28 protein-coding genes are annotated in these 21,029 nt (G+C 42.6%); 23 read left to right on the forward strand and 5 right to left on the reverse strand.

The features are described from left to right. The first annotated feature begins 18 nt into the window (after window positions 1-18). The 5 genes from ABN702_RS06350 (at window position 19) to ABN702_RS06370 (ending at window position 3,639) form a co-directional block, all read left to right on the forward strand. Window positions 19-492 (forward strand): YkvA family protein, encoded by a 474-nt coding sequence (locus ABN702_RS06350; RefSeq protein WP_417899893.1) that lies wholly within the window; start codon window positions 19-21, stop codon window positions 490-492. Beyond that, window positions 485-664: a hypothetical protein gene (locus tag ABN702_RS06355; RefSeq protein WP_417899894.1), complete on the forward strand. Its 180-nt coding sequence runs from the start codon at window positions 485-487 to the stop codon at window positions 662-664. The genes ABN702_RS06350 and ABN702_RS06355 overlap by 8 nt, the downstream gene beginning before the upstream one ends. 28 nt (window positions 665-692) lie before the next feature. Continuing rightward, window positions 693-1,754 carry an LLM class flavin-dependent oxidoreductase gene (locus ABN702_RS06360; protein WP_417899895.1) on the forward strand — a complete coding sequence of 354 codons (1,062 nt, stop codon included), beginning with the start codon at window positions 693-695 and terminating at the stop codon, window positions 1,752-1,754. A gap of 339 nt (window positions 1,755-2,093) precedes the next feature. After that, window positions 2,094-2,930, forward strand: coding sequence for a phytanoyl-CoA dioxygenase family protein (locus ABN702_RS06365; protein ID WP_417899896.1), 837 nt, complete (start codon window positions 2,094-2,096; stop codon window positions 2,928-2,930). Between the two features lie 172 nt (window positions 2,931-3,102). Next, window positions 3,103-3,639 carry an NAD(P)H-dependent oxidoreductase gene (locus ABN702_RS06370; RefSeq protein WP_417899897.1) on the forward strand — a complete coding sequence of 179 codons (537 nt, stop codon included), beginning with the start codon at window positions 3,103-3,105 and terminating at the stop codon, window positions 3,637-3,639. Between the two features lie 104 nt (window positions 3,640-3,743). Here the strand turns inward: ABN702_RS06370 and ABN702_RS06375 are convergent, their stop codons facing one another. After that, a complete protein-coding gene (locus tag ABN702_RS06375; RefSeq protein WP_417899898.1) occupies window positions 3,744-4,865 on the reverse strand; it encodes an ABC transporter permease in 1,122 nt (373 codons plus the stop codon). A 1-nt stretch (window position 4,866) separates the two neighbouring features. After that, window positions 4,867-5,799 (reverse strand): ABC transporter ATP-binding protein, encoded by a 933-nt coding sequence (locus ABN702_RS06380; RefSeq protein WP_417899899.1) that lies wholly within the window; start codon window positions 5,797-5,799, stop codon window positions 4,867-4,869. Window positions 5,800-6,015: 216 nt separating this feature from the next. Here ABN702_RS06380 and ABN702_RS06385 point away from each other — a divergent pair, with 216 nt between their 5' ends. From ABN702_RS06385 to ABN702_RS06435, 11 genes are all read left to right on the forward strand, one after another. Continuing rightward, window positions 6,016-7,725, forward strand: a complete 1,710-nt coding sequence (locus tag ABN702_RS06385; protein ID WP_417899900.1) for an FAD-binding dehydrogenase — start codon at window positions 6,016-6,018, stop codon at window positions 7,723-7,725. A gap of 186 nt (window positions 7,726-7,911) precedes the next feature. Beyond that, window positions 7,912-8,313 carry a hypothetical protein gene (locus ABN702_RS06390; protein WP_417899901.1) on the forward strand — a complete coding sequence of 134 codons (402 nt, stop codon included), beginning with the start codon at window positions 7,912-7,914 and terminating at the stop codon, window positions 8,311-8,313. Window positions 8,314-8,398: 85 nt separating this feature from the next. Beyond that, the gene (locus ABN702_RS06395) at window positions 8,399-8,611 is read left to right on the forward strand and encodes a hypothetical protein (protein ID WP_417899902.1); all 213 of its coding nucleotides are present in this window, start codon (window positions 8,399-8,401) and stop codon (window positions 8,609-8,611) included. Then, window positions 8,608-9,276, forward strand: coding sequence for an HAD family hydrolase (locus tag ABN702_RS06400; protein WP_417899903.1), 669 nt, complete (start codon window positions 8,608-8,610; stop codon window positions 9,274-9,276). Before ABN702_RS06395 ends, ABN702_RS06400 begins: the two co-directional genes overlap by 4 nt. Before the next feature lie 25 nt (window positions 9,277-9,301). Further along, complete coding sequence (locus ABN702_RS06405; protein WP_417899904.1) at window positions 9,302-9,538, forward strand: DUF3977 family protein; 237 nt, start codon at window positions 9,302-9,304, stop codon at window positions 9,536-9,538. Between the two features lie 453 nt (window positions 9,539-9,991). Beyond that, entirely contained in the window at window positions 9,992-10,330 is a 339-nt protein-coding gene (locus tag ABN702_RS06410; RefSeq protein WP_417899905.1) for an ArsR/SmtB family transcription factor, read from the forward strand. Window positions 10,331-10,415: 85 nt separating this feature from the next. After that, the gene (locus ABN702_RS06415; RefSeq protein ID WP_417899906.1) at window positions 10,416-10,925 is read left to right on the forward strand and encodes an SRPBCC domain-containing protein; all 510 of its coding nucleotides are present in this window, start codon (window positions 10,416-10,418) and stop codon (window positions 10,923-10,925) included. Between the two features lie 194 nt (window positions 10,926-11,119). Continuing rightward, a complete protein-coding gene (locus tag ABN702_RS06420) occupies window positions 11,120-11,305 on the forward strand; it encodes a hypothetical protein (protein WP_417899907.1) in 186 nt (61 codons plus the stop codon). A gap of 19 nt (window positions 11,306-11,324) precedes the next feature. Then, window positions 11,325-11,771 carry a hypothetical protein gene (locus ABN702_RS06425; protein WP_417899908.1) on the forward strand — a complete coding sequence of 149 codons (447 nt, stop codon included), beginning with the start codon at window positions 11,325-11,327 and terminating at the stop codon, window positions 11,769-11,771. 82 nt (window positions 11,772-11,853) lie between these two features. Continuing rightward, a complete protein-coding gene (gene spoIIP / locus ABN702_RS06430) occupies window positions 11,854-13,041 on the forward strand; it encodes a stage II sporulation protein P (RefSeq protein ID WP_417899909.1) in 1,188 nt (395 codons plus the stop codon). 8 nt (window positions 13,042-13,049) lie between these two features. Further along, window positions 13,050-13,214, forward strand: a complete 165-nt coding sequence (locus tag ABN702_RS06435; RefSeq protein WP_417899910.1) for a hypothetical protein — start codon at window positions 13,050-13,052, stop codon at window positions 13,212-13,214. A 105-nt stretch (window positions 13,215-13,319) separates the two neighbouring features. Here the strand turns inward: ABN702_RS06435 and ABN702_RS06440 are convergent, their stop codons facing one another. Next, the gene (locus ABN702_RS06440) at window positions 13,320-14,030 is read right to left on the reverse strand and encodes a vanadium-dependent haloperoxidase (RefSeq protein WP_417899911.1); all 711 of its coding nucleotides are present in this window, start codon (window positions 14,028-14,030) and stop codon (window positions 13,320-13,322) included. A gap of 176 nt (window positions 14,031-14,206) precedes the next feature. Between ABN702_RS06440 and ABN702_RS06445 the strand changes: the two genes are divergently transcribed. Continuing rightward, complete coding sequence (locus tag ABN702_RS06445) at window positions 14,207-14,737, forward strand: GNAT family N-acetyltransferase (RefSeq protein ID WP_417899912.1); 531 nt, start codon at window positions 14,207-14,209, stop codon at window positions 14,735-14,737. 20 nt (window positions 14,738-14,757) lie between these two features. On the opposite strand, the gene ABN702_RS06450 is transcribed toward ABN702_RS06445, so the two are convergent. Continuing rightward, window positions 14,758-15,420 carry a hypothetical protein gene (locus ABN702_RS06450; RefSeq protein WP_417899913.1) on the reverse strand — a complete coding sequence of 221 codons (663 nt, stop codon included), beginning with the start codon at window positions 15,418-15,420 and terminating at the stop codon, window positions 14,758-14,760. 185 nt (window positions 15,421-15,605) lie between these two features. Here ABN702_RS06450 and ABN702_RS06455 point away from each other — a divergent pair, with 185 nt between their 5' ends. Further along, window positions 15,606-16,766: a GNAT family N-acetyltransferase gene (locus ABN702_RS06455; RefSeq protein WP_417899914.1), complete on the forward strand. Its 1,161-nt coding sequence runs from the start codon at window positions 15,606-15,608 to the stop codon at window positions 16,764-16,766. Window positions 16,767-16,860: 94 nt separating this feature from the next. Further along, window positions 16,861-18,138, forward strand: a complete 1,278-nt coding sequence (locus ABN702_RS06460) for an MFS transporter (protein ID WP_417900843.1) — start codon at window positions 16,861-16,863, stop codon at window positions 18,136-18,138. Window positions 18,139-18,261: 123 nt separating this feature from the next. Here ABN702_RS06460 and ABN702_RS06465 read toward each other — a convergent pair whose 3' ends face one another. Further along, on the reverse strand, window positions 18,262-18,561 hold the full coding sequence (locus ABN702_RS06465; RefSeq protein WP_417899915.1) for a hypothetical protein: 300 nt from the start codon (window positions 18,559-18,561) through the stop codon (window positions 18,262-18,264). Window positions 18,562-18,711: 150 nt separating this feature from the next. On the opposite strand from ABN702_RS06465, the gene ABN702_RS06470 reads away from it, so the two are divergent. The 4 genes from ABN702_RS06470 to ABN702_RS06485 all read left to right on the forward strand — a co-directional run bounded on the left by ABN702_RS06470 (window position 18,712) and on the right by ABN702_RS06485 (window position 20,919). Then, window positions 18,712-19,623 (forward strand): aminoglycoside phosphotransferase family protein, encoded by a 912-nt coding sequence (locus ABN702_RS06470; RefSeq protein WP_417899916.1) that lies wholly within the window; start codon window positions 18,712-18,714, stop codon window positions 19,621-19,623. A 129-nt stretch (window positions 19,624-19,752) separates the two neighbouring features. After that, window positions 19,753-20,076, forward strand: a complete 324-nt coding sequence (locus ABN702_RS06475) for an ArsR/SmtB family transcription factor (protein WP_417899917.1) — start codon at window positions 19,753-19,755, stop codon at window positions 20,074-20,076. Continuing rightward, the gene (locus ABN702_RS06480; protein WP_417899918.1) at window positions 20,060-20,506 is read left to right on the forward strand and encodes an SRPBCC family protein; all 447 of its coding nucleotides are present in this window, start codon (window positions 20,060-20,062) and stop codon (window positions 20,504-20,506) included. Before ABN702_RS06475 ends, ABN702_RS06480 begins: the two co-directional genes overlap by 17 nt. A 20-nt stretch (window positions 20,507-20,526) precedes the next feature. After that, a complete protein-coding gene (locus ABN702_RS06485; RefSeq protein WP_417899919.1) occupies window positions 20,527-20,919 on the forward strand; it encodes an SRPBCC family protein in 393 nt (130 codons plus the stop codon). Window positions 20,920-21,029 lie beyond the last annotated feature (110 nt).

Here is a 21,029-nt window from a genome sequence, read left to right on the forward strand (position 1 = left end):
CTAACAGGAGTGAGAGGCATGTTCTGGAAAAAGAAAATCGGATCAGAACAACAGGATTCTGAGATCAACCAAATGGAAGAGATAAACAGACAAACGAAAAGCAAAGCGGCTGAATACCTTAAAGATACGAACAAGCTTAAAAACCTGATAAGAAGAGCAGAACATAAAGCAAGGAATAAAGAAGGCGACAAAGGATTTGTCCAAGAAACATGGGAAAGCCTGAAAACGATGTTTGAGCTTGTAAAGGCTTATATAAAAGGTGATTACAGGAACATCCCCTATGGCTCCCTCTTGATGATTGTCGGTGCCATCCTCTACTTCGTAATGCCGCTCGATACCATACCTGATGCGATGGTGGCACTCGGATTTACTGATGATGCAGCGGTAATTGCGCTTACCTTTAGGAAAGTGAAGAAAGATATCGATAAGTTTGTGGCGTGGAAACAGGAGCAGGAACCGAGTAGCTTAATAGAAGGAGAAGAAATTGAGTAAACAAAATGAAGAAAGCTATGAAAAAGCCCTTCGTAATGCCAAAGCATCCATGGAAGTTTCCGTTTTTACCATAACCGAAGAGCATATGGAACTGGTGCGAGATAAACTGAAGGGTGAAATAACGGAAGAAGAATTTTTGAAAATGGCGCTCGAAAAAGCGAAAAAGAAATAGCACAACACTATCACCAGGGGGACCTGATATGGAACTAGGAATAAGTACTTTCGTCGAAACAACACCAGATCCCAGTACGGGAGAGGTAATCAGCCACGCCCAGCGGATCCGCGAGGTGGTGGAGGAGATTGTTCTCGCAGATCAGGTAGGATTGGACGTTTTTGGAGTGGGGGAGCATCATCGGGAAGATTTTGCCGCTTCATCTCCGGCAATGCTTCTTGCAGCAGCTGCGTCACAGACGAAACGAATCCGTCTGACGAGTGCAGTAACGGTTCTTTCTTCAGCAGATCCGGTTCGTGTGTTCCAGGACTTTGCGACGCTTGATGCCATTTCAAACGGCAGGGCTGAGATTATGGCAGGCAGAGGCTCTTTTATCGAATCCTTCCCGCTGTTTGGATTTGATTTAAAAGATTACGATGAATTGTTCGAAGAAAATCTGGAGCTGTTGCTGAAAATTCGTGAATCGGAAAAAGTCACGTGGCGAGGCGGTCATCGACCAGCTATACATAATCTTGGTGTGTATCCGCGCCCAGTCCAGGATCCGTTGCCGGTTTGGATTGGCAGTGGAGGAAATGCCGAATCGGTAGTACGTGCGGGGATGCTGGGTTTGCCGCTTGTGCTTGCCATAATCGGTGGCAGCCCTGAGCACTTTATACCGCTCGTCAAGCTTTATAAGCGGGCTGCGAGTAGGGCGGGGCATGATGTAGCCAAACTACAGGTTGCGTCCCATTCCCATGGCTTTATTGCCGAAAGCTCAGAAGTGGCTGGGGATAAATTCTTCCCATCCACTCAATATGTGATGAATAAACTCGGCCGGGAACGCGGATGGGGAAGGTATGAACGTGCCACATTTGATGCGGCCAGGAGATTTGACGGTGCCCTTTATGTAGGAGACCCGGATACGGTTGCTGAAAAAATCATCCACCTTCGCAAAAACGTCGGCATCACTCGCTTCATGATACATATCCCGGTTGGAACAATGCCACATGATGATGTGATGAATGCCATCGAGCTTTTTGGGAAAGAGGTCGCTCCTAGGGTTCGGGAGGAAGTGGGGAAATGGGAAGCTGATGAAGGGAACTTGGGATAAAAATGTTCAATTCGGAGGGACTAATGAGCATTCCTGGTATTTTCTTTGTTGTAATTGTATTTAATCTGTTGCGTGTTTTTTTTGATAAAAATTACTCAAGGAAGTTCTGGTGGATTTGCTTTGATATAGGAGTCACTTTTCTGATGATCATTATCTTCCAATACTTTATGGAGTGGCTTTTTCTCTAAAAACTTCTTGACTATCATTTTCACTTTTCTGTATGTTGTATATATAAAAGAACACTACTTGTCTGATCAATAGCCTGTAGTGTTTCTTTTTAACTGATATCGAAACGTTTCGATGAAATTGTAAGCGGTTTAATCATGGGGAGGGAATACAATGATCATTCAATTAACAGAGCAGGAGAAAGCAAACAGAAAGTTGGATCCGGAAACGTTGGCAATTGCCGTGGAGCAGGTGAAGGCAAATGGGTATATTGTGTTTGATAGCGTGATTCCGGAAGAAAAGATTACAAATATCCGCAACCATTTTGATCCAATGTTCGATGAATTCATTGAGCGTAAGGGTTATAACACAGGGACGAATCGTGCCCAGATGTTTCTGCCTTTCATGGAGCCATTCATTGATGAGGATGTGATTGCACATCCGATTGCGACAGCGGTCATCGATGAGCTGCTTGGAAAATGGAATCATTGCAACTATTTTGCATCCGATACACCGATGCCTGGTTCCGACTATCAGAATGCGCACTGCGATATTATGCCGCTTTTCCCTGAATTGGCGATTCCGCTGCCGGCATTCAGCCTTGTGTTGAATATTCCATTAGTGGATGTGACGGAAGAGAATGGACCCCTTGAGGTATGGCCAGGAGGCACGCATCAGAATCCTGACCGTGCAAATCACGATACGCTGGACAATTCGGTGAATCCGCATATGCATATCGTCCGTGCTGCTGAACATATGTATTCCGAAAAGGTATACATGAAAGCTGGCTCAATCGTTATCCGTGATATTCGCATGTGGCACCGCGGTACACCGAACAAATCCGATTACCGCAGAACAAACCTCGCGATGATCTTCAATCGAAGCTGGTATGGAGCGGGTTCATCAATAGATATCCCGCAAGAGACCTATGACAAGCTCTCTGACAAGGCGAAAGAGCTATATCGCATGGAGAAGATCGGTAGCAAGGTTAAGATGCCTTGGGAGTGGTAATATAGAATTGAATAAATGCTCGAAGCGCTGAACCGTTTCGGGCTTTTCCCTTATTTCCACAGAACCCTTAAAGCCATATTTTATTTCTTCAGTCAGAAGTATTTCATGCAAGCAGGGAGATCTGTATTCTCATTTTTAAAAAAACAAAAGAAATTAGGAGAGTTGAACATCTATGAAAGTACTAATAATTGTAGCTCATCCAAATCTGGAGGAATCAAAGGTGAATCGGGTGTGGAAAGAAAGGCTGGAGCAGGAAAATAAGGTAACAGTACATGACATATACAGCGAATATCCTACAGGGGAAATCGATGTGGAAAGGGAGCAGATTCTGCTGCTTAAGCACGATCGAATCCTATTCCAGTTTCCCTTTTACTGGTTCAGTACACCTTCTCTGCTTAAAAAATGGCAGGATGAAGTCTACACCTATGGTTTTGCTTATGGGACAGGAAACAAACTGAAGGGTAAGGAATACGGGCTTTTGATATCTGCAGGAAAACCGGAGGAATCCTATCGTCCGGAAGGTACCAGTAAACATACGATGGAACAGTTCCTTTTGCCTCTTTCGGAAACAGTATTGCTTACAGAAATGAAATATCTGCAACCATTTATACTTTACAGTGCACCTCATATAAGTGAAAAGGAAATTTCGGAAAGTGCAGAATTCCTCGTGGAACATGTCACATCAACTACATTTAATAGACTTATATAGAGGAAAAAAGGTTAATCATGTAATTGTAATTGCTGGTATGTAAAAAATACAAAAATCAAAAAAAGGTACTCCTGCGTTGCTTTGAGCAGGGAGTACCTTTTTTCTTATCTAGTGGCTACAATCGATTTCCTTTTATACAGCAAGGAACCAATGGAAAAGGCAACCACAGCCCAAAGCACCAAAGTCCCGATCCCCAACCAAAGCGTGGAAGTGAATAGACTTGTTTCGTATGCCATGCTTTGCCTTAATGCTTCTGCAAAATGTGTGAGCGGCAGGACGTTGGAAAGCGGCTGCAGCCAGCCTGGCATCGTCTCGATCGGAAAGAAGACCCCACTCAGGAACATCATGAGGAAGTTAACGATATTGGCCATCCCCATGTATGCTTCCGTTGTTTTGCTGAAGGAGGAAAAGAAGTAACCTAGTGCATTAAAGGAAAGTGCACCGATCAGAAATACAACGAACAGGCTAAGGAAGTTGATATAAAGATTTGCGCCAAAGACGAAAACGCCAATCAAAGACAGCAGGATAATCTGCACGATGCTGAACAAGAGTCGCATCGTCATGTCGCTCAGTCCGAAAATCCCCATGTTGGCAGGGGTCATGCGGAGACGCTTGAGCAGACCTTTGCGACGCATTTCAACCAGGTCAATCATGCCGAACATGCCTCCCTGGGCTATCGCGAGTGCGATCATCCCCGTCAGCAGGAAGTCGGTATAGCTTAGCTCTGTACTGCCGGAAGAGATTGATTCAAACTTCATTTCGTAGGTGGGGGTTGCCCCTGCTACAAAGAGGTTTGCCTGTTGGATGAATTTATCTAGTATCCCAGAAAGCGCTTGTGCGGTCACTCCCTGTTCATTTTCTTTATTGACAATCAAGGTGATGGAGGTTGCGTCAGCGGATTCCGGCAGGATGATTGCCGCATCGACCTCTTTCTCTTTTACCCAATCCTCAGCCTGTGCCCTCGATACCGTTTCATCCGATTTTATATCCAGTACCTCAATCTGCTTGATTTGGTTCAACACCATATCTGAGGTCGGGTTCGGCTGTTCATTTACGATGGCAATCTCGGAACTGAATTCATCATCCGAGTCTCCGGTGAAGATGACCATGAACACGACCATCAGGATGACAGGAAAGAAGATGCCCCAGAACCAGGCCTGCTTTTCGCGGAGTGTCAGTTTAAGATGGGTGGTGAACATTTTCTTGAACTGATTGAAACTACCCACGCTAATCCCTCCATTCCTTGCCGGTAAATGCGATAAAAACATCCTCCAGGCTCATTTCACGTATGGAGACTTGCTCAATCTGATATTCTTGTTCTTTTGTAAACTTAAAAAGGTCATAGAGAGTGTCCTCGGGTTTTGGAGTCCATATAGTTAGGGAGGTCGCGTCTCTCTCTGTCCGCGAGACGGATGAAAGATCTTTGGCAAATATCTCCCCTTCTTCTGCAGCCTCTACACCGTCAAGAAAGGATAAACGCACTTCTCTTTCTACTGTCAGCTTTTCAATGAGTGCAGCAGGGGAATCGAGTGTGACGATTCTACCCTGGTCCACGATGCAGACCCGGTCGCTAAGCTTCTCCGCTTCTTCCATATAGTGTGTTGTTAATATGATGGTTTTCCCAAGTGACTTCAACTGAAGGATGATATCCCAGATATTGCGGCGTGCCTGTGGATCAAGGCCCGTTGTAGGTTCATCAAGGAAAATGATCTCTGGGTCGCTGATCATAGCGAGTCCGATGGCAAGTCGTTGCCGCTGACCTCCTGAAAGATTCTTCACTCGATTACGGCGGTGTTCCGTAAGATTGATCATGGCGAGGATATCTTCTGTCGAACGTGCTTTTCCATAAAAAGTAGCAAAAAGCTCAAGGTTTTCCTCGGGCGTCAAAAGATCGAACATGGCGCTTGATTGCGGCTGGACCCCGATCATCATCTTGATGGCGTTGGCATTCCTATTCCAATCCAAATCCCCAAATTGAATGTGGCCATAATCAGGCGTCACCAGGCCCTCTATCATTTCCAACGTGGTCGTCTTTCCCGCTCCATTCGGTCCGATGATGGTGAATACCTCACCTGCTTTCACCTTGAAACTGATATCCTGTACTGCATGAATGGCTCCAAATGATTTCTTGAGCTCTTTTACTTCTAAAACGGTAGTCATGAGATTCTCCTCGCTTTCCACGAAACTATGAGTCTAGCCAATAGGTGGACCATGATAGGACCTAACATTTACTATTATATTTAGCAATTTTTTCGTTATGGCTAAAAAATCAAATTTTACAAATGGAGGCGTTTTGTTGGAAAAAGGTATATGTCGTTGGATGTCGAATTGATACAACAGAATCTTTTGTAAAAAGAGTAGTCAGGGGGAAGGGAAATGGAGTGGGATGCGATAGTGATTGGCGCAGGACTTGCGGGCCTTGTTGCGACAGCGGAGATAGCGGATGCGGGTAAAAGGGTGATGCTATTGGATCAGGAGCCGGAAGCTTCATTCGGAGGACAGGCCTGGTGGTCGTTCGGAGGATTGTTTCTGGTGGATTCGCCAGAGCAGCGACGAATGGGAATAAAGGACTCAAAGGAGCTGGCATGGCAGGATTGGCTAGGGACTGCCGGTTTCGACCGCTTGGAGGATGAGGATTACTGGGCAAGGAAATGGGCACAGGCATATGTGGATTTTGCAGCAGGGGAAAAACGTGAGTGGCTCACCAAACTGGGAGTTCGCTTTTTTCCGGTGGTCGGTTGGGCGGAGCGAGGAGGATACCTCGCTGAAGGGCATGGCAACTCGGTACCCCGTTTTCATATTGTGTGGGGAACAGGCCCAGGGATTGTAGCACCATTCGAAAAAAGAGTGAGAGAGCATATGAAAAATGGGCTCGTAGAATACAGGCCGCGTCATCGGGTGAATCGGCTAATTACGGCAAATGGTGTGGTTGTCGGAGTGGAAGGGGATATTCTCGTACCTAGTGCTGCTGCACGAGGGGAAAAGAGTTCAAGGGAAGTCGTCGATAGCTTCTCCTACCGGGGCAATGCTGTTCTGGTTTCGAGCGGCGGGATCGGAGGAAACCATGAACTAATTCGGAAAAACTGGCCCAAACGTTTGGGAGAGGCCCCTAAACGAATGCTGTCGGGGGTGCCCGAGCATGTGGATGGCCGCATGCTTGCCATTTCGGAGGAAGCAGGAGGCAGGGTTGTAAACCGTGATCGTATGTGGCATTACACAGAGGGAATCAAAAACTGGAATTCCGTCTGGAGTCAGCATGGCATCCGGATCCTGCCTGGTCCATCCTCCCTGTGGTTTGATGCAAAAGGAATGCGTCTCCCAGCACCAAACTTCCCTGGATTTGATACGTTAGGGACACTGGATGCGATCCAGAAGACGGGCTATGACTATTCGTGGTTCATTTTGACCCAGAAAATAATAGAAAAGGAATTTGCGCTATCGGGATCGGAACAGAATCCAGATTTGACGGGGAAAAGCATCAAGAAAGTGCTAAGCAGGGTCCTGCCGGGAGCACCTGCACCGGTAAAGGCTTTTATGGATAAAGGAGAAGACTTTATTGTGGCCGATAGTTTGTCAGAGCTGGTGGAAGGGATGAACAAACTGACCGGAGAAAATCTACTGGACTTTGCGACTATTGAAAGACAGATCAAAGCGCGCGACAGGGAGATGGATAATAAATTCACCAAGGACCTTCAAATAACGGCAATAAGAGGTGCACGTAACTACCTCGGTGATAAACTGATCCGCGTTGCTCCCCCGCATAAAATACTGGACCCGAAAAATGGCCCGCTGATCGCTGTCCGCCTCAACATCGTCAGCCGCAAAACACTCGGCGGCATCCAAACAAACCTGTCAGGAAGGGTATTGAACCAAGCGGGAGAAGTGGTTCCGGGACTCTACGCAGCAGGCGAAGTATCAGGCTTCGGCGGCGGGGGAGTCCACGGCTACAGAGCAATGGAAGGCACATTTCTTGGCGGCTGCCTCTTTTCTGGGAGAGTAGCGGGAAGAGCCATAGGGACCGGTCCCTCTGTCCCTGCAAGTAAGAATTCCGAAATGACTCATGATGCTGATCGTGTGTCACTGTAATTTTAAAGAGAATCCATGTCTTAAAGAAGGGAGGAGCTTGTACTGATCATTCACAACACAACACGAGACTTTCTAAAAAACTATGAACCAACTGAAGCATACATTAATGAATATTTTCGGGAGCATTCCCTACATTTCGAAGAGTATTTCAAGTATCATTGCAAAAATGTGCAAGAAAAAAAGAAGATGGCAGTTCCAAAGCATCTGGAAAAGCTTCCCGATCAAAAGATGATGAGCGAGTCGCTGCCGCGGTTGATTCAAAAGATTGCCACACGATATGAAGAAAGGTATCATGTCAAGTTCATAAAAGACGTACATCTCCTGGTAGGAATCTATGGATCGAATGCCTTTACCTATCGCCAAATAATTCCGGAAGTTGCTTTCTGTTTAGAAAAGCTATCCTCTAATGAATTGCACCTGGAATGTATTATTGCACATGAATTTGGTCATGCCTTACATCATATGCTCTCAGACCGGGAAGGCATGGATTGGGGCATAGTGGATTGGAATAGTCCTTACACCTGGCTGCTGCAGGAGGGATGCGCAATCCACTTTTCCAAAACAGGCAGTAGAGGCAAGGGAGGATGAATATTTTGCTTTTGAGGAAGCTCTCGAGTCGCTGGACTTTGTTCAACGCAATTTAACAGCAATTATGAGTAGTTTCCTTGAAGACATGAACACATTGTCACCAACAGATATATTCCGAGAATGGTTTTCCATTAATGGTGGAACAAAATATGGCTACACACGGCTTGCGTATTATATTGGTTATAAGCTTGTCGAAAAGCTGGTATACGAGTACGGTGAAATAGGTGCCGTGACAATTTGGAATAAGGAAGACTATAAACAAATACTTCATGAAAAGTTAGGAGAGATTGATTCTTGAAAGCAATCATTTTTGATATGGATGGAACACTATTCCAGACAGATAAAATATTGGAGCTGTCATTGGATGATACATTTGAACACTTAAGGCAGGTCGGGGAATGGGACACGGTAACACCGATTGAAAAATACAGGGAAATCATGGGCGTACCGATACAAATCGTATGGGAAACATTAATGCCGCTTCATTCCTATGAGCTTAGAGAAAGAGCTAATGTTATTTTCCACGATAGGCTGATAGAAAACATCCGGAAAGGACAAGGAGCCCTGTATCCCAATGCTGTGGAAGCATTAACCTTCCTGAAAGATAAGGGCTACTCCATCTTTATTGCAAGCAATGGACTGGTCGAATATCTTAAAGCAATCGTCGATTATTACCATCTCGACACCTGGGTAACCGAAACCTTCAGCATTCAGCAAATTGATTCATTGGATAAAGGCGAGTTGGTCAAAGGTATTGTGAATAAGTATTCCATTACTTCTGGGGCTGTTGTTGGTGACAGGCTGACAGATATCAACGCTGCTAAAGCTAATGGACTTTTAGCGATAGGGTGCAATTTTGACTTTGCTAAAGAAGAGGAGCTTGCAATGGGGGATGTTGTGATTGATGATCTATTTGAATTGAAAGAAGTAGTGAATAAGTCTTTTAACATAACTTTGAAGTAGAAACGTAATGTAAGAGAGGAATAATATGAAATACATCGAATTCGGCGTCGGCAACAAATGGCTGTTAAGGACAGAAACAGAGCTAGAAGATGGCAGTGAATATGAGGAAAAAGGTCTTATAGGTCCAATAAAGTTGCAGTCGGTATACATTAGGGTCTGGATTGGGAGACGGGTATTTGTTTTGGACTCAAGTGATGGGTTGAAACTGGCACGAAAAGACCGGAATGCAGTAAAAGTGGTTATTGGGATGGTAAGTGGATAGGTAAATCTGTTATGAACAAGTTCAAGGGCGGAGAACTAATAGGGTTTCCGCCTTGAATTTTGAGAAGCGCGTGTCGAAAGATGTCTGTTATTGTCATTTGTGCATAAATTCAGATTTTTCATCGTAAAGTAAGGGTTTTTTAACATAAATGAATTTTTTTCAGCATAAGCAAGGAGTTTTTCATCGTAAATTAGAATTTTTCACCGCAAAGCACTTTATGCGATGGTGGGGCCTTTCCATTAGCCCTATAAAATAAAGAAAAACAAAGGATGGCCCAGAATTTACCCTCTGTTTGCACCTTTTAGTTCAAAAAGCACCTTGTTACGCCGGTACTTCTTTCATTTTAAGCTTTAGGGCACGAAATAAGCAGCAAAATCTTTACTCGATACTGAATTATAAATAATTTCTCAATATTCGTTGACAGGAATATTCCTCACGAGGTATATTGTAAATATGAAAGTAATTAATGTGTTAGCAGAACCAAAGCGGATGCTTATTGTTGAACTTTTGCGCCAAGGTCCTCTATCTGTGGGGGAGATTGCTGAACAACTGGGACTCAATCAGCCTCAAGTCTCGAAACATCTCAAAGTTCTCGGCGATGCCGGCATTGTGGAAGTGCAGCCAATAACCAACCGCAGAATTTACAAGCTCCGGCCAGAACCCTTCCAAGAACTTAACACCTGGGTGGAGTCTTATCTCAAGATCTGGAATGAAAGGTTTGACAATCTTGACGATTATCTCCTAAAAATGCAAGGAAAGGAATCTATTTCTGAAGACAAAAAGACCGAATAAGACATCAATGGGGAATAGGTGGAGATTGCTACCACTTTTGAATTCTGAAAAAAAGTTAATAATTTTATCTAAGGGAGGAAAAAACATGGCCACAAAAATGATCTCAAAAGTTGAGGGTAATGTACTTGTTCTCGAAAGGGAGTTTAATGCTCCAAAAGACTTGGTCTTTAAAGCATTTTCGGAGGCAGAGCATTTAAAGCAATGGTGGGGACCTCGTGGTTGGGTTCTTACTGTATGCGACCTCGATTTTAAAGTTGGTGGCGTCTGGCATTATTGCATGAAATGCGTAGATGAAAACCAAGGTGATTTTTACGGATTTGAATCTTGGGGCAAAGGGGTATATCAAGATATCATCCAAGATGAAAAGATTGAGTATATCGATTATTTCTCAGATGCAGAAGGCAATGAATCGAAAGAAATGCCTTCTACTCAAACCAATTTATACTTCGAAGAAAATGCAGGAAAAACAAAGCTCATCAACCGTGCCGTATATGCATCTCCAGAAGCCCTAAAAACCGTCTTGGACATGGGAATGGAACAAGGGATAACCGAAACTTGGGATCGTCTGGAAGAGCATGTTACCTCCTTAAGATAAAAATTTATAAAAGTGATATCCACGAAAACGAGTATAAAATCGAACATGATTTTATACTCGTTTTTTTTATGTATGAGTGAATTCTTGGATCAAGCAGAACTTCCCTTCATGATTTGGTGACTCTTTTGATTTTTATTGGAATAAAAGGGGATTTATCGATGGGGGTAGAATAGAGTGTTAAAAAGGGGAGATTCATGATGTTTTGGGGAATTGTATTTCTTTTTGTCATCTCATTTTTACTATTCGACTATTTTTTGGATAAAAGAACGGATCGATACAAATCCATGAATGATAAGAAAATGAAGGATGGTATAGAAGCAATTAAAGACGAAACACAGAAGCATCATAATCCTAACAATAATAATCATTTTGTTCCTTAAGGAATCTAGGGGGTGCATCTTGAAAAGAAATATTCTCATGCTAGTAACCCTTCTTGTGAGCTGCCTGATATTATTTGTATTTTTTAATCAAGGCAAGAATGATGAACATCCGAAAATCCTTGCTGAGCTTGAAGAAAGCAGACACAGTGACGGAACCTTGCTGTTCATCTTCAGTCTAACAAATGTAGGTAAAAGCCAAGTTTCATTAGAGTTTCCGACATGGTTGGAATACAATTTTTCTATTTCAAATCAGTCAAGCAATGAAATCGGTGAAATAAATTGGGAACATTTAGATTTAGATAGGAACTGTAATGAGGGTAGAATACTAGAATTAGAACCTAACGAGGAGGTTCAATACCGGTTACGGATAAGTGAAATTCCACATGGCAACTATGAAATCATGTTTAGTTCAGCTTCCGGATATGGGGGTATTCACACGAAGGAGTTTATTATTGAAGAAGATTAGGTTGAACAAGAATTTAGAAAATATCTAATAATACATAGATAAGTACATCTTCCACTTCTATACCTTTTTAATTGGAATATATATGGTATGGAAGGAGGGGATATCTATTAACTCTACTAATCGTTCTAATCGTTCCACAAAGAAAATAGTCGTTTTTTATATTAATGGCACCTTTCTAACCATATTTATTGCATTCATCATCATTTCTTCTGTTAGTACGGTCTTTTCCAACAGAATGTCTTCTGAAATTATCAGCAATTGGATGAAGGACATTGAAGTGGAGGATCTCTTTCTAGCGATTGTACAAAGTCAAAACCAATATTTTGTCGGGAATGATGTGGAAGTAAAACAGATACCCATAGGAAGCATGCTCTTTCAATTAGCGACAAATATTAAACCGAATGATGTCAGGAGCCTTTTGGGGAATGAGATTCCTGGTTTTTTTGCCTATGACTATAAAATACATATTGCAGGTGAAGGGACGGATTATACCAATTTGCTTCATGAATCATCTGCCCCGATGGAAGTGCTTTTAAAAGAGCGGGAAATTGCAGAACAGTCCCTCTTGGATCCAGATGAGATCAATACTCCTCCCACCCCTGAAAGAATGCTTGAGGAAGAATTGGTTTATATCTATCATTCGCATAGCTGGGAGTCTTTTTTACCATTATTAAAAGGTGTATCAGATCCAGATGAAGCAACAAGCAACAATTCGAGTGCAAATGTAATCGCAGTTGGAAATATGCTGAAGAATTCTCTAATGGGTGCAGGGTTAAAGTCAAAGCATAACACTTCCAATGTGACCGAGCAATTACACGCAAGAGGTTGGAATTACTATAATTCTTACCAACTATCAAGAGAAGTAGTGAAAGAGGTTTTGTCCACAAATAAGGAAGTAAGGTATGTAATTGATATTCATAGGGATTCGTTTAGAAAAGAAAAAACCACGATAAATATTAATGGGGAGAAGTATGCCAGATTGTTATTTGTGGTGGGGGAAGATCATGCAAACTTTGAAAAAAACTTGGAGTTTGCAGACAGGCTATATTATGCAATTGAAGAAAAGTATCCAGGACTGTGCAGAGGTGTATTGATTAAAAATAAATCGCAAGGGGACGGCATTTATAATCAGGATCTTTCGGAGCGTTCACTATTATTAGAAGTTGGCGGAGTGGACAACAATCTGGAGGAATTGAATAATGCGGTAGAAGTATTTGCGGAAGAATTCAGCAAGCTTGTATGGGAAGAGAAGAATGCAGGTCAATTTTAAAAGAGGGGATGAGGAATATCAAAAACAGTTACCGCTGGCTTTTCTTTACATTTGCATCCACCCTCATTTCTATGACCTTCTTTCATTGGCTTGCAACAATCGCTGTTTTCATAGCAGGTATGATTCTTACATCGATTTCAATTTTTGAAGAGTTTATAAGGGAAGGACAATAGATTATTTTATGGAAGTAATCTTACAACAAGATTGGGTTGATCCTAACTGACAAAGAAGCAGTCGTGAATTCACTCTGCTTCTTTGTCAGATTTCTACTTTTCCAATCAAAGATTAATATTTTGCCCCTTCATCAGTTCCACGACATACCCACCATTCTGCCGGCCGAGTCGCAGGCCTTCGTCGTTGTCTGCTTTGAAATGGACCCCTGCATAGAGGCGGGACAGTGCTGCATCTTCGGCAATTGATTTAATATTTGCTGCTTCCTGTGGGAAAAAGTAGCCGATGATGACTTCCGATGCTCCAGCAATTACAGCATGGGCGGATGGATAGGCTGGGAATCGAGGAGTGGTGATGATAGGCACGAAGCTTCGTCCATATTGATTCGGGCGTGCAACATCCCAGTTATATTTCAAATACCAGCAGATAACAAAAACATCGTTTATGGAAGCTTGATAGAACCCCTGCATTCTCGCAATAGTCGGTGATCCTTTTTGATACTTGGTACCTAGTTCATAGATCAACCTGCTGAACCTGGATGTCATTTCACCAGTTGCCCAATATTGTGCACTCTGAATCTGTTGGGGTGTGATGGCGTACCTGGTTTGTTCCACCAGCTGCAGTTCGGATTCCCAATTGATGTCTAGAGGATTTTTTATCTGCCATTGAATCGGTCTGCCAAAGGGGTCGATAAACCGGCTCGCGCTTTCCCTCCTGAAAAAAAACATCGGCCAATACCCTGACTCCGGTGCACCTCTTGGAGGAACCTGCTCCCCCTGATAAGGGTACTCCGACCATTTTCTATAATTCGAACGCATCCGCTTCAGCCCCTTCAGAATGTACTTCTAATTCTTTATGATGGATAGCAGATTTATATGTCATTTGAGTCAAAGGGACAGGTCCGTATATTCGTGATAAATAGAGGAATTTGAATGCTTTTGGCGAAAGATATACTTGAATAATAGTTTGTTAGTTACATAAGGAGAAAATCGATATGAATATGATGGTAAGACAGGAGATCCCAAGTGATTATCCTTCAACGGAAAGAGTTATCCAAAAAGCTTTTGCCAACGTGAAAATCAGTGATAAAACCGAACATGAAATGGTGCAACGGCTGCGTAAGTCTGAAGCCTTCGTACCTGAATTATCTTTGGTTGCAGATGACGAAGAGATTGTAGGACATATCCTTCTGACGAAACTGAAAATCAAAAAGGAAGATGACAGTACGGAATCCTTGGCTCTTGCACCTGTTTCCGTCCTGCCCGAATACCAGAACAAAGGTGTAGGTAAGCGGTTAATGAACGAGGCTTTGAAGGTGGCGAAAGAATCTAGTTTTCAGTCGGTCATTGTGTTAGGTCATCCAACCTATTATTCTAAATTCGGATTCAAGCCTGCTTCGTTATGGGGCATAAAAGCTCCTTTTGAAGTACCAGATGAAGTGTTCATGGCATTGGAACTGAAGGAAAACGCGTTGGATGGGGTTTCAGGAGTAGTGGAGTATCCCCGTGCCTTTTTTGAAGGGTGAGTGTGACAACGAACCTGTCCCTACTCACCCCAGCGAAACTCTATATCCTTCATTTGATAGAAGTGATCTTTATATTCGTAAGTGATATAAAAGCTTCCAATGAAAATCCCTAGGCCGATTTGACATCCCATTTTCGCGGTTAGTTGGTTACCGATCACATCAAAGCTTATCAAATTATCAGTTACAATATTGGAGAATAAGCCTTCTGGTCCGAACACGATTTTTTCAATGCTATATGTCTCTTTTCTATCACGGATGCTGATGATTGCTTCGGATTTTGTCAACTTGGTTTTGACATTTCTAAGCAAGATAGTCCTTGGATCATCAACGATTATTTCTCGATACACCTCTCCCAGATTGGTTTGCGTTTGGTGAAGGACATGTACGTTTTGCTCTAATACACCTGTTCCGTAACCTTGGGTGAGGACGATGATTAAGTCTTTTTTACCGTCAGTATTAATATCCTTGTAAAAGAGTTGTGGAGCGTATGTTTCATTGGCTACATTCCGCCAATAGGGGAAATACTTTGATCCCCCATTCACATCCAGTCGGAAATTCACTAGTTCGCCATCTCTTTCCTGAGCATATAAAGTAAGATTAACTTCTGGTATAGAACCGATCATCTTTTCTTTTGGCTCGTCTAGGATGGATGCGGCAGTTATGTGCGGGCTTTCTAATTGCACGAAAAGAAATAGAAGCCCTATGAAGATGTATAGTTGTTTTTTGATAGAATTCTCCCCAATCTTTCGATCATTTCATTAAAGTTTGCCCACTTTCTGAATGAAATATTTTGACTTTAGAGGGAAGTATGAAAAATTTTTTAATAGAAATAGCTTGCGAGATTAGGGTACATAAGGAGGAAATCATTATGCAAAAAATAGTTCACTTAAAAGAAAATCATTTCATGGAAGCAATCGCATTATCAGAATATGCATTTCAATATAAAGTACCGGAAGCAGATATCCCAAAACGCATGGAGCAGGTGAAGAAGCATTCCATACTTGGGATTTTTGAGGAAGAAAAGCTTGCCGCAAAGCTGCATCTTATCCCGTTGGAAGTACATACAGGTGAGCAGAAGTGGAAAATGGGTGGCATCGCAGGGGTTGCCACCTATCCGGAGCACCGCCGTAAAGGGTATGTAAAAGATCTAATGAAACAAGTACTGGAGCAGATGAAGGAAGAAGGATACCTTGTGTCCATGCTCCATCCTTTTAAAATTTCCTTCTATAGGAAGTATGGCTGGGAGCTTCTGACGAATCGAGTCAAATGTACACTTGCGAAAGCGGATCTCGTTATGCATGAGCATGTTCCTGGTAGCATCAAGCGTGCGATAAAAAATCACAACTTTCAAGATTTGAACGAGATTTATACTCAATTTGCCACTCGATTCTCAGGAATGCTCGTCCGTGAACTTTCATGGTGGGAAAACATATGTGACGGGGAATCTACTGCAATCTACTATAATAATAGCCAGGAAGCAATAGGTTATATTCTATATTCTGTCAAGGATTCCAAAATGAAGGTCGAAGAATTTGTCGCGCTGACTTCTGAGGCAAGGAAAGGCCTTTGGAATTTCATCTGCCAGCACGACTCGATGCTAGATCAAGTGGAAATGATCCTAGAGGAAAAAGATCCACTGCTATTCTCGCTCCAGGAACCGAATGTGAAGGCGGAGATCGCTCCATATTTTATGGTGAGAATTGTTGATGCGGCAAAATTTCTTAAAGAGTACGCTTTCCAGTGGAGTGATAAAGAGGTTGTGCTTCAACTATCGGATCCATATGCGAGTTGGAATGATAAAACATTTTCCTTGAAAAACGGTGAAGTAACAGTAATTGACAGCCGTGGTAGGATAGAAGAAAGTTCTATAGTAAAACTAGATATTAACTCATTATCTACTATTCTATTCGGGTACAAACGCCCTATGGAATTGTATCAGTTAGATTTATTGGATGGAACAAAAGAAGAAATAGAAAAGTTGGAAAGTCTTTTACCTAACCGACCTTCATTCTTCTATGATTTCTTCTGATTTTTTAGCGGGACACGGTACCTGTCCCTGAAGGGCGGCTTACATCATGTTAAACAAACATAGGATAGACGATTCAAATGCTTTGGAGGGGGAAATGGATGAAGAAATTTATCCATATATAAATTCTCCAGAGAAACTCGAGGGGCTGTACAGAAAGACTCTCTTCATAGTGGTCCTTTCGCAGATTTTTGGAGGAGCGGGTCTTGCCGCAGGGATAACTGTGGGGGCGCTTCTGGCACTGGATATGTTGGGGACGGATGCTTTTTCTGGAGTTCCGGTTGCACTGTTTACTCTAGGTTCAGCTGGTTCGGCGCTAGTAGTAGGGAGACTTTCTCAAAAATTCGGCCGACGATCTGGGCTTGCAGCTGGATTTTTAACTGGGGGCATCGGTGCGATAGGAGTCGTACTGGCAGCCATAACAAGTAATGTCCCGCTGCTTTTTGCTTCATTCTTCATTTATGGGGCAGGGACAGCTACAAATCTTCAGGCTCGATATGCCGGAACGGATCTTGCAAACTCCAAACAGAGAGCAACAGCCGTCAGTATAGCGCTGGTTTCTACGACATTGGGTGCAGTGGCTGGACCGAACCTGGTAGGGGTAATGGGTGGTTTCGCGACTTCCATTGGAATTCCTCCGTTGGCAGGCCCGTTTATTTTAGCCGCAGCAGCTTTCATGATAGCCGGTCTTATTCTACTGGCTTTTCTTCGACCAGATCCATTTTTAATTGCTAAAAAGTTGGAAGAATGGAAGAGAAGGAATACAGATAATTTCTCTGATACAAGTATTCTCCCAACTTCGAAAAAAGGAGTTGTAGTCGGAGCTTCCGTAATGATCCTGACCCAGGTGGTGATGGTTGCCATCATGACTATGACACCCATACATATGGGGCATCATGGTCATGGATTAAGTGATGTGGGTCTTGTCATCGGAATACACGTAGGCGCAATGTATCTTCCATCTTTGGTCACCGGTATGTTAGTAGACAAGGTAGGACGTACCATAATGACCATCGCTGCGGGAGGCACACTTCTTCTTTCCGGTCTCGTAGCTGCATATACACCAGCAGACAGCCTGTTCGGAATAATCATCGCGCTTGCTCTTCTTGGTCTGGGTTGGAACTTTGGCCTGATCAGCGGAACTGCGACTATCATTGATTCCACCACTCCATCAACAAGGGCGAAAACACAAGGGTCGGTGGATGTCCTGATCGCCTTGTCCGGTGCTTCCGGTGGTGCACTATCTGGTATGGTCGTAGCACATTCGAGTTATGCAACACTCTCACTTGCTGGAGGATTTCTATCGATTCTACTCATTCCAGTGGTGATTTGGTCATGGAAAATATCTAAAACGGTATATACTAAGAATCAGTAGTTATCTTACCGCCTCACCCTCTTTTTTCGCTGAGCGACGGCACAAATGGTTAAATATGCAAATAAAGTAGGCGGCATCCATTGATAATCGGGATGTCGCCTTTAATTTTTTCTCCACTCAATTTCAATCTTTCAAGCGCTCCATCTCTTCACTCACCACAAACGCCAGATCATCATTGCCAAACAGTGATAACACACCTAAAAGCGTTTCGTTGCTGATCTCCCCAGCTTCTTCCTTTGAAACGGTAAGTTCCAATGCCTGTAAAAGAGCAGGGTTATTCCCCTGATTCGGGTAGGCTTTCGTGTAAAGTGCTAATGGATCCAGGTCATGGTTGATGCACCACTGTGCAAAAACTAAAATCATCATGTTTTCTTCTTTTTGATAGTTTTCAACTATTCTTTTTTCGACTTCTTTTTTATCCATCTGCCATTACTCCTTTGTAAAATTCTACAACCATTATAGCATGTGGGAGGGACAGGTCCCTTGTCCCACCTTATTAAAGCAAAATGGGACACGGAACCTGTCCCCATGTTGTAAAATGAGGAGTAGATTATAGAGAGAAGGTGGGATTCAATGGATAGTCAAATAAAAGAAAAGATTACGCATCTGAAAAATGCAAAAAGCATTGTGGAGCTCGATAAGGGTTTTTCCTTTGACAAGAAGTATATCATTGATAATAAATACCTTTTGAGATTATTTCCGATTGAGGACGTAAAAAATAGAAGAATGGAATACGATACAATCTATGCCCTCTCTGCCTATTCGAATTATGTTCCTGCAGGAGTAGAGTTCAATACATTGGAGGAGCTTGAAAAAGCATATATGATCCTCACGTTCCTGCCTGGGGAAGATGCGGAAGTTGCCATGAAAGAATTAACGGAAAAAGAGCAGTATCATGCCGGATTTGACTCTGGCAGGGAATTGAAAAAGCTGCATGAACTTGAGGCGCCAACTGACTATGAACCGTGGCATATCCTTAAAAAGAAAAAAAGCGATAGATACATAGAAGAACTAAAGAAGGTAGAAATAGATGAAAAGCTGAAGGAATTGCTTGAAAGCTACATCCGAAAGAATGAACATTTAATGAAGGAGCGGCCAAATCGCTTTCAACATGATGATTTCCATCCATCCAATCTTGTCATACATAATAAGGCATTTGCTGGTATCATCGATTTTCAAAGAATGGACTGGGGCGATCCGATCCATGACCTGCAAAAGCTTGGGTTCTTCTCCAAGCGTGTGAGTGTCCCTTTTACTAAAGGAGTTGTCGATGGGTATCATGAAGTTGGAGGGGTGACCCAGGCATTTTGGGAGCTTTACAGTTTATACAGTGCCATGCATGTCGTGTCAGCCATTGTCTGGGGCATGAAAATGGGTCCGGAACAGTATGAGGTTCTTTATGGTTATTCCATGGATGTGCTGAGCGATCATGATAACTTCAACCTTTTAGTCCCTAAGTGGTATAATCAAACACCTTTGTATTAAAAAATATCTGAATCCATGTTGTGTTTTTTGTGCAACAAGGATTCTTTTTGTGTCAAAATGTGAAAATCTACTTAACTATCGAGCTTTTATTAAGTTGACACTTAATTAAGTGTATGCTAAATTAAAACTATGATAGAACAAATCATACACTCATTAACCGTACCTACACGTCGTGAAATTTTATATCTTCTTCGTGATGGGGAGCTTACTTCAAGTAAAATCGCAAAGAATTTTAATATTTCAGCTCCTGCAATATCACAGCATTTGAAAGTATTAGAGCAATCAGGTCTTGTAATCGTTCGAAAGGCAGGAACAAAACGCTACTATCGAATAAGAAGGGAAGGTTTTGGTGAATTAAAACAATTTGTTGACCAATTCTGGGACGACAGCTTGCTTCGTTTGAAGGAAGCTGCAGAGGAGGAAGAAAGGAGGAAACATGAGTCCAACGACTGAGACCCTAAGGAAAGAAATATTTATTGAATGCAGTCCCGAAACACTCTTCAGTTTTTTCATCCATCCTGAAAAGATGGTCCGTTGGATGGGCAGACAGATTCTGCTTGAGCCAAAAATTGGTGGAAAATACAGAATTGATATTAATGGGGAAAACATTGCTTTAGGGGAATACAAAGAAATAATCCCCAATGAAAAAATAGTGTTGACATGGGGATGGGAAGGCTCTGAAATTATGCCTCCAGGTTCAAGTACTGTTGAATTTCTCTTGACTCCTAAACAGAATGGGACGCTGTTAATGCTGAACCATTATGACATACCGAGTGAAAAAGTCACGTCCAATAATAACGGCTGGACGCACTACATGGAACGCATCAAACTCTTGGCAGAAGGAATCGACATTGGCACTGATCCTTGGTCAGTAAAGAAATAATATTTTTGGAGGGAAAATAAATGACAATTACTATTCATGAAGAAATTACTTTTAAAACAAACCCAAATACTTTATACCAGGCATTGACAGATTCCAAACGGTTCAGTGAAGTAACGGGTGGTGCACCTACCGATATTCAAGCAGACGCTGGAGGATCCTTCTCACTTTTCGGAGGTATGATTGAAGGCAGAATGATTGAAATTGTCCCGAATGAACGAATCGTTCAAGCCTGGAGGGCTGGCAACTGGGAGTCTGGCGTTTATTCCATCGTAAAGTTTGAGTTCCAGCAACAAGAAAATGAAACACTTCTGATATTTGAGCATGTTGGTTTTCCAGCAGGCCAAGTAGAACATCTTAAAGTAGGATGGACAGAGAACTACTGGGAACCACTAAAAAAATATGTAAGTGAATAATATATTGGATTTAAAAATATTATAGAATAAATTAGCGCTTTCTCTAACCGGGGAAGCGCTTTTTTAACAAAAAGAGGAAATACAGTCATTCTGGTGAATTATAGAGTAAT

The sequence above is a fragment of the Bacillus haimaensis genome, from assembly GCF_048270625.1.
Classification (GTDB): Bacteria; Bacillota; Bacilli; order Bacillales; family Bacillaceae_I; genus Sutcliffiella_A; species Sutcliffiella_A haimaensis.

Coding starts and splice junctions, on each gene's coding strand:
- ABN702_RS06350 (WP_417899893.1), top strand. CDS start 19: ATGTTCTGGAAAAAGAAAATCGGATCAGAACAACAGGATTCTGAGATC.
- ABN702_RS06360 (WP_417899895.1), top strand. CDS start 693: ATGGAACTAGGAATAAGTACTTTCGTCGAAACAACACCAGATCCCAGT.
- ABN702_RS06365 (WP_417899896.1), top strand. CDS start 2,094: ATGATCATTCAATTAACAGAGCAGGAGAAAGCAAACAGAAAGTTGGAT.
- ABN702_RS06370 (WP_417899897.1), top strand. CDS start 3,103: ATGAAAGTACTAATAATTGTAGCTCATCCAAATCTGGAGGAATCAAAG.
- ABN702_RS06380 (WP_417899899.1), bottom strand. CDS start 5,799: ATGACTACCGTTTTAGAAGTAAAAGAGCTCAAGAAATCATTTGGAGCC.
- ABN702_RS06385 (WP_417899900.1), top strand. CDS start 6,016: ATGGAGTGGGATGCGATAGTGATTGGCGCAGGACTTGCGGGCCTTGTT.
- ABN702_RS06390 (WP_417899901.1), top strand. CDS start 7,912: ATGGCAGTTCCAAAGCATCTGGAAAAGCTTCCCGATCAAAAGATGATG.
- ABN702_RS06395 (WP_417899902.1), top strand. CDS start 8,399: ATGAACACATTGTCACCAACAGATATATTCCGAGAATGGTTTTCCATT.
- ABN702_RS06405 (WP_417899904.1), top strand. CDS start 9,302: ATGAAATACATCGAATTCGGCGTCGGCAACAAATGGCTGTTAAGGACA.
- ABN702_RS06410 (WP_417899905.1), top strand. CDS start 9,992: ATGAAAGTAATTAATGTGTTAGCAGAACCAAAGCGGATGCTTATTGTT.
- ABN702_RS06415 (WP_417899906.1), top strand. CDS start 10,416: ATGGCCACAAAAATGATCTCAAAAGTTGAGGGTAATGTACTTGTTCTC.
- ABN702_RS06420 (WP_417899907.1), top strand. CDS start 11,120: ATGATGTTTTGGGGAATTGTATTTCTTTTTGTCATCTCATTTTTACTA.
- spoIIP (WP_417899909.1), top strand. CDS start 11,854: ATGGTATGGAAGGAGGGGATATCTATTAACTCTACTAATCGTTCTAAT.
- ABN702_RS06435 (WP_417899910.1), top strand. CDS start 13,050: ATGAGGAATATCAAAAACAGTTACCGCTGGCTTTTCTTTACATTTGCA.
- ABN702_RS06440 (WP_417899911.1), bottom strand. CDS start 14,030: ATGCGTTCGAATTATAGAAAATGGTCGGAGTACCCTTATCAGGGGGAG.
- ABN702_RS06445 (WP_417899912.1), top strand. CDS start 14,207: ATGAATATGATGGTAAGACAGGAGATCCCAAGTGATTATCCTTCAACG.
- ABN702_RS06455 (WP_417899914.1), top strand. CDS start 15,606: ATGCAAAAAATAGTTCACTTAAAAGAAAATCATTTCATGGAAGCAATC.
- ABN702_RS06460 (WP_417900843.1), top strand. CDS start 16,861: ATGGATGAAGAAATTTATCCATATATAAATTCTCCAGAGAAACTCGAG.
- ABN702_RS06465 (WP_417899915.1), bottom strand. CDS start 18,561: ATGGATAAAAAAGAAGTCGAAAAAAGAATAGTTGAAAACTATCAAAAA.
- ABN702_RS06470 (WP_417899916.1), top strand. CDS start 18,712: ATGGATAGTCAAATAAAAGAAAAGATTACGCATCTGAAAAATGCAAAA.
- ABN702_RS06475 (WP_417899917.1), top strand. CDS start 19,753: ATGATAGAACAAATCATACACTCATTAACCGTACCTACACGTCGTGAA.
- ABN702_RS06480 (WP_417899918.1), top strand. CDS start 20,060: ATGAGTCCAACGACTGAGACCCTAAGGAAAGAAATATTTATTGAATGC.
- ABN702_RS06485 (WP_417899919.1), top strand. CDS start 20,527: ATGACAATTACTATTCATGAAGAAATTACTTTTAAAACAAACCCAAAT.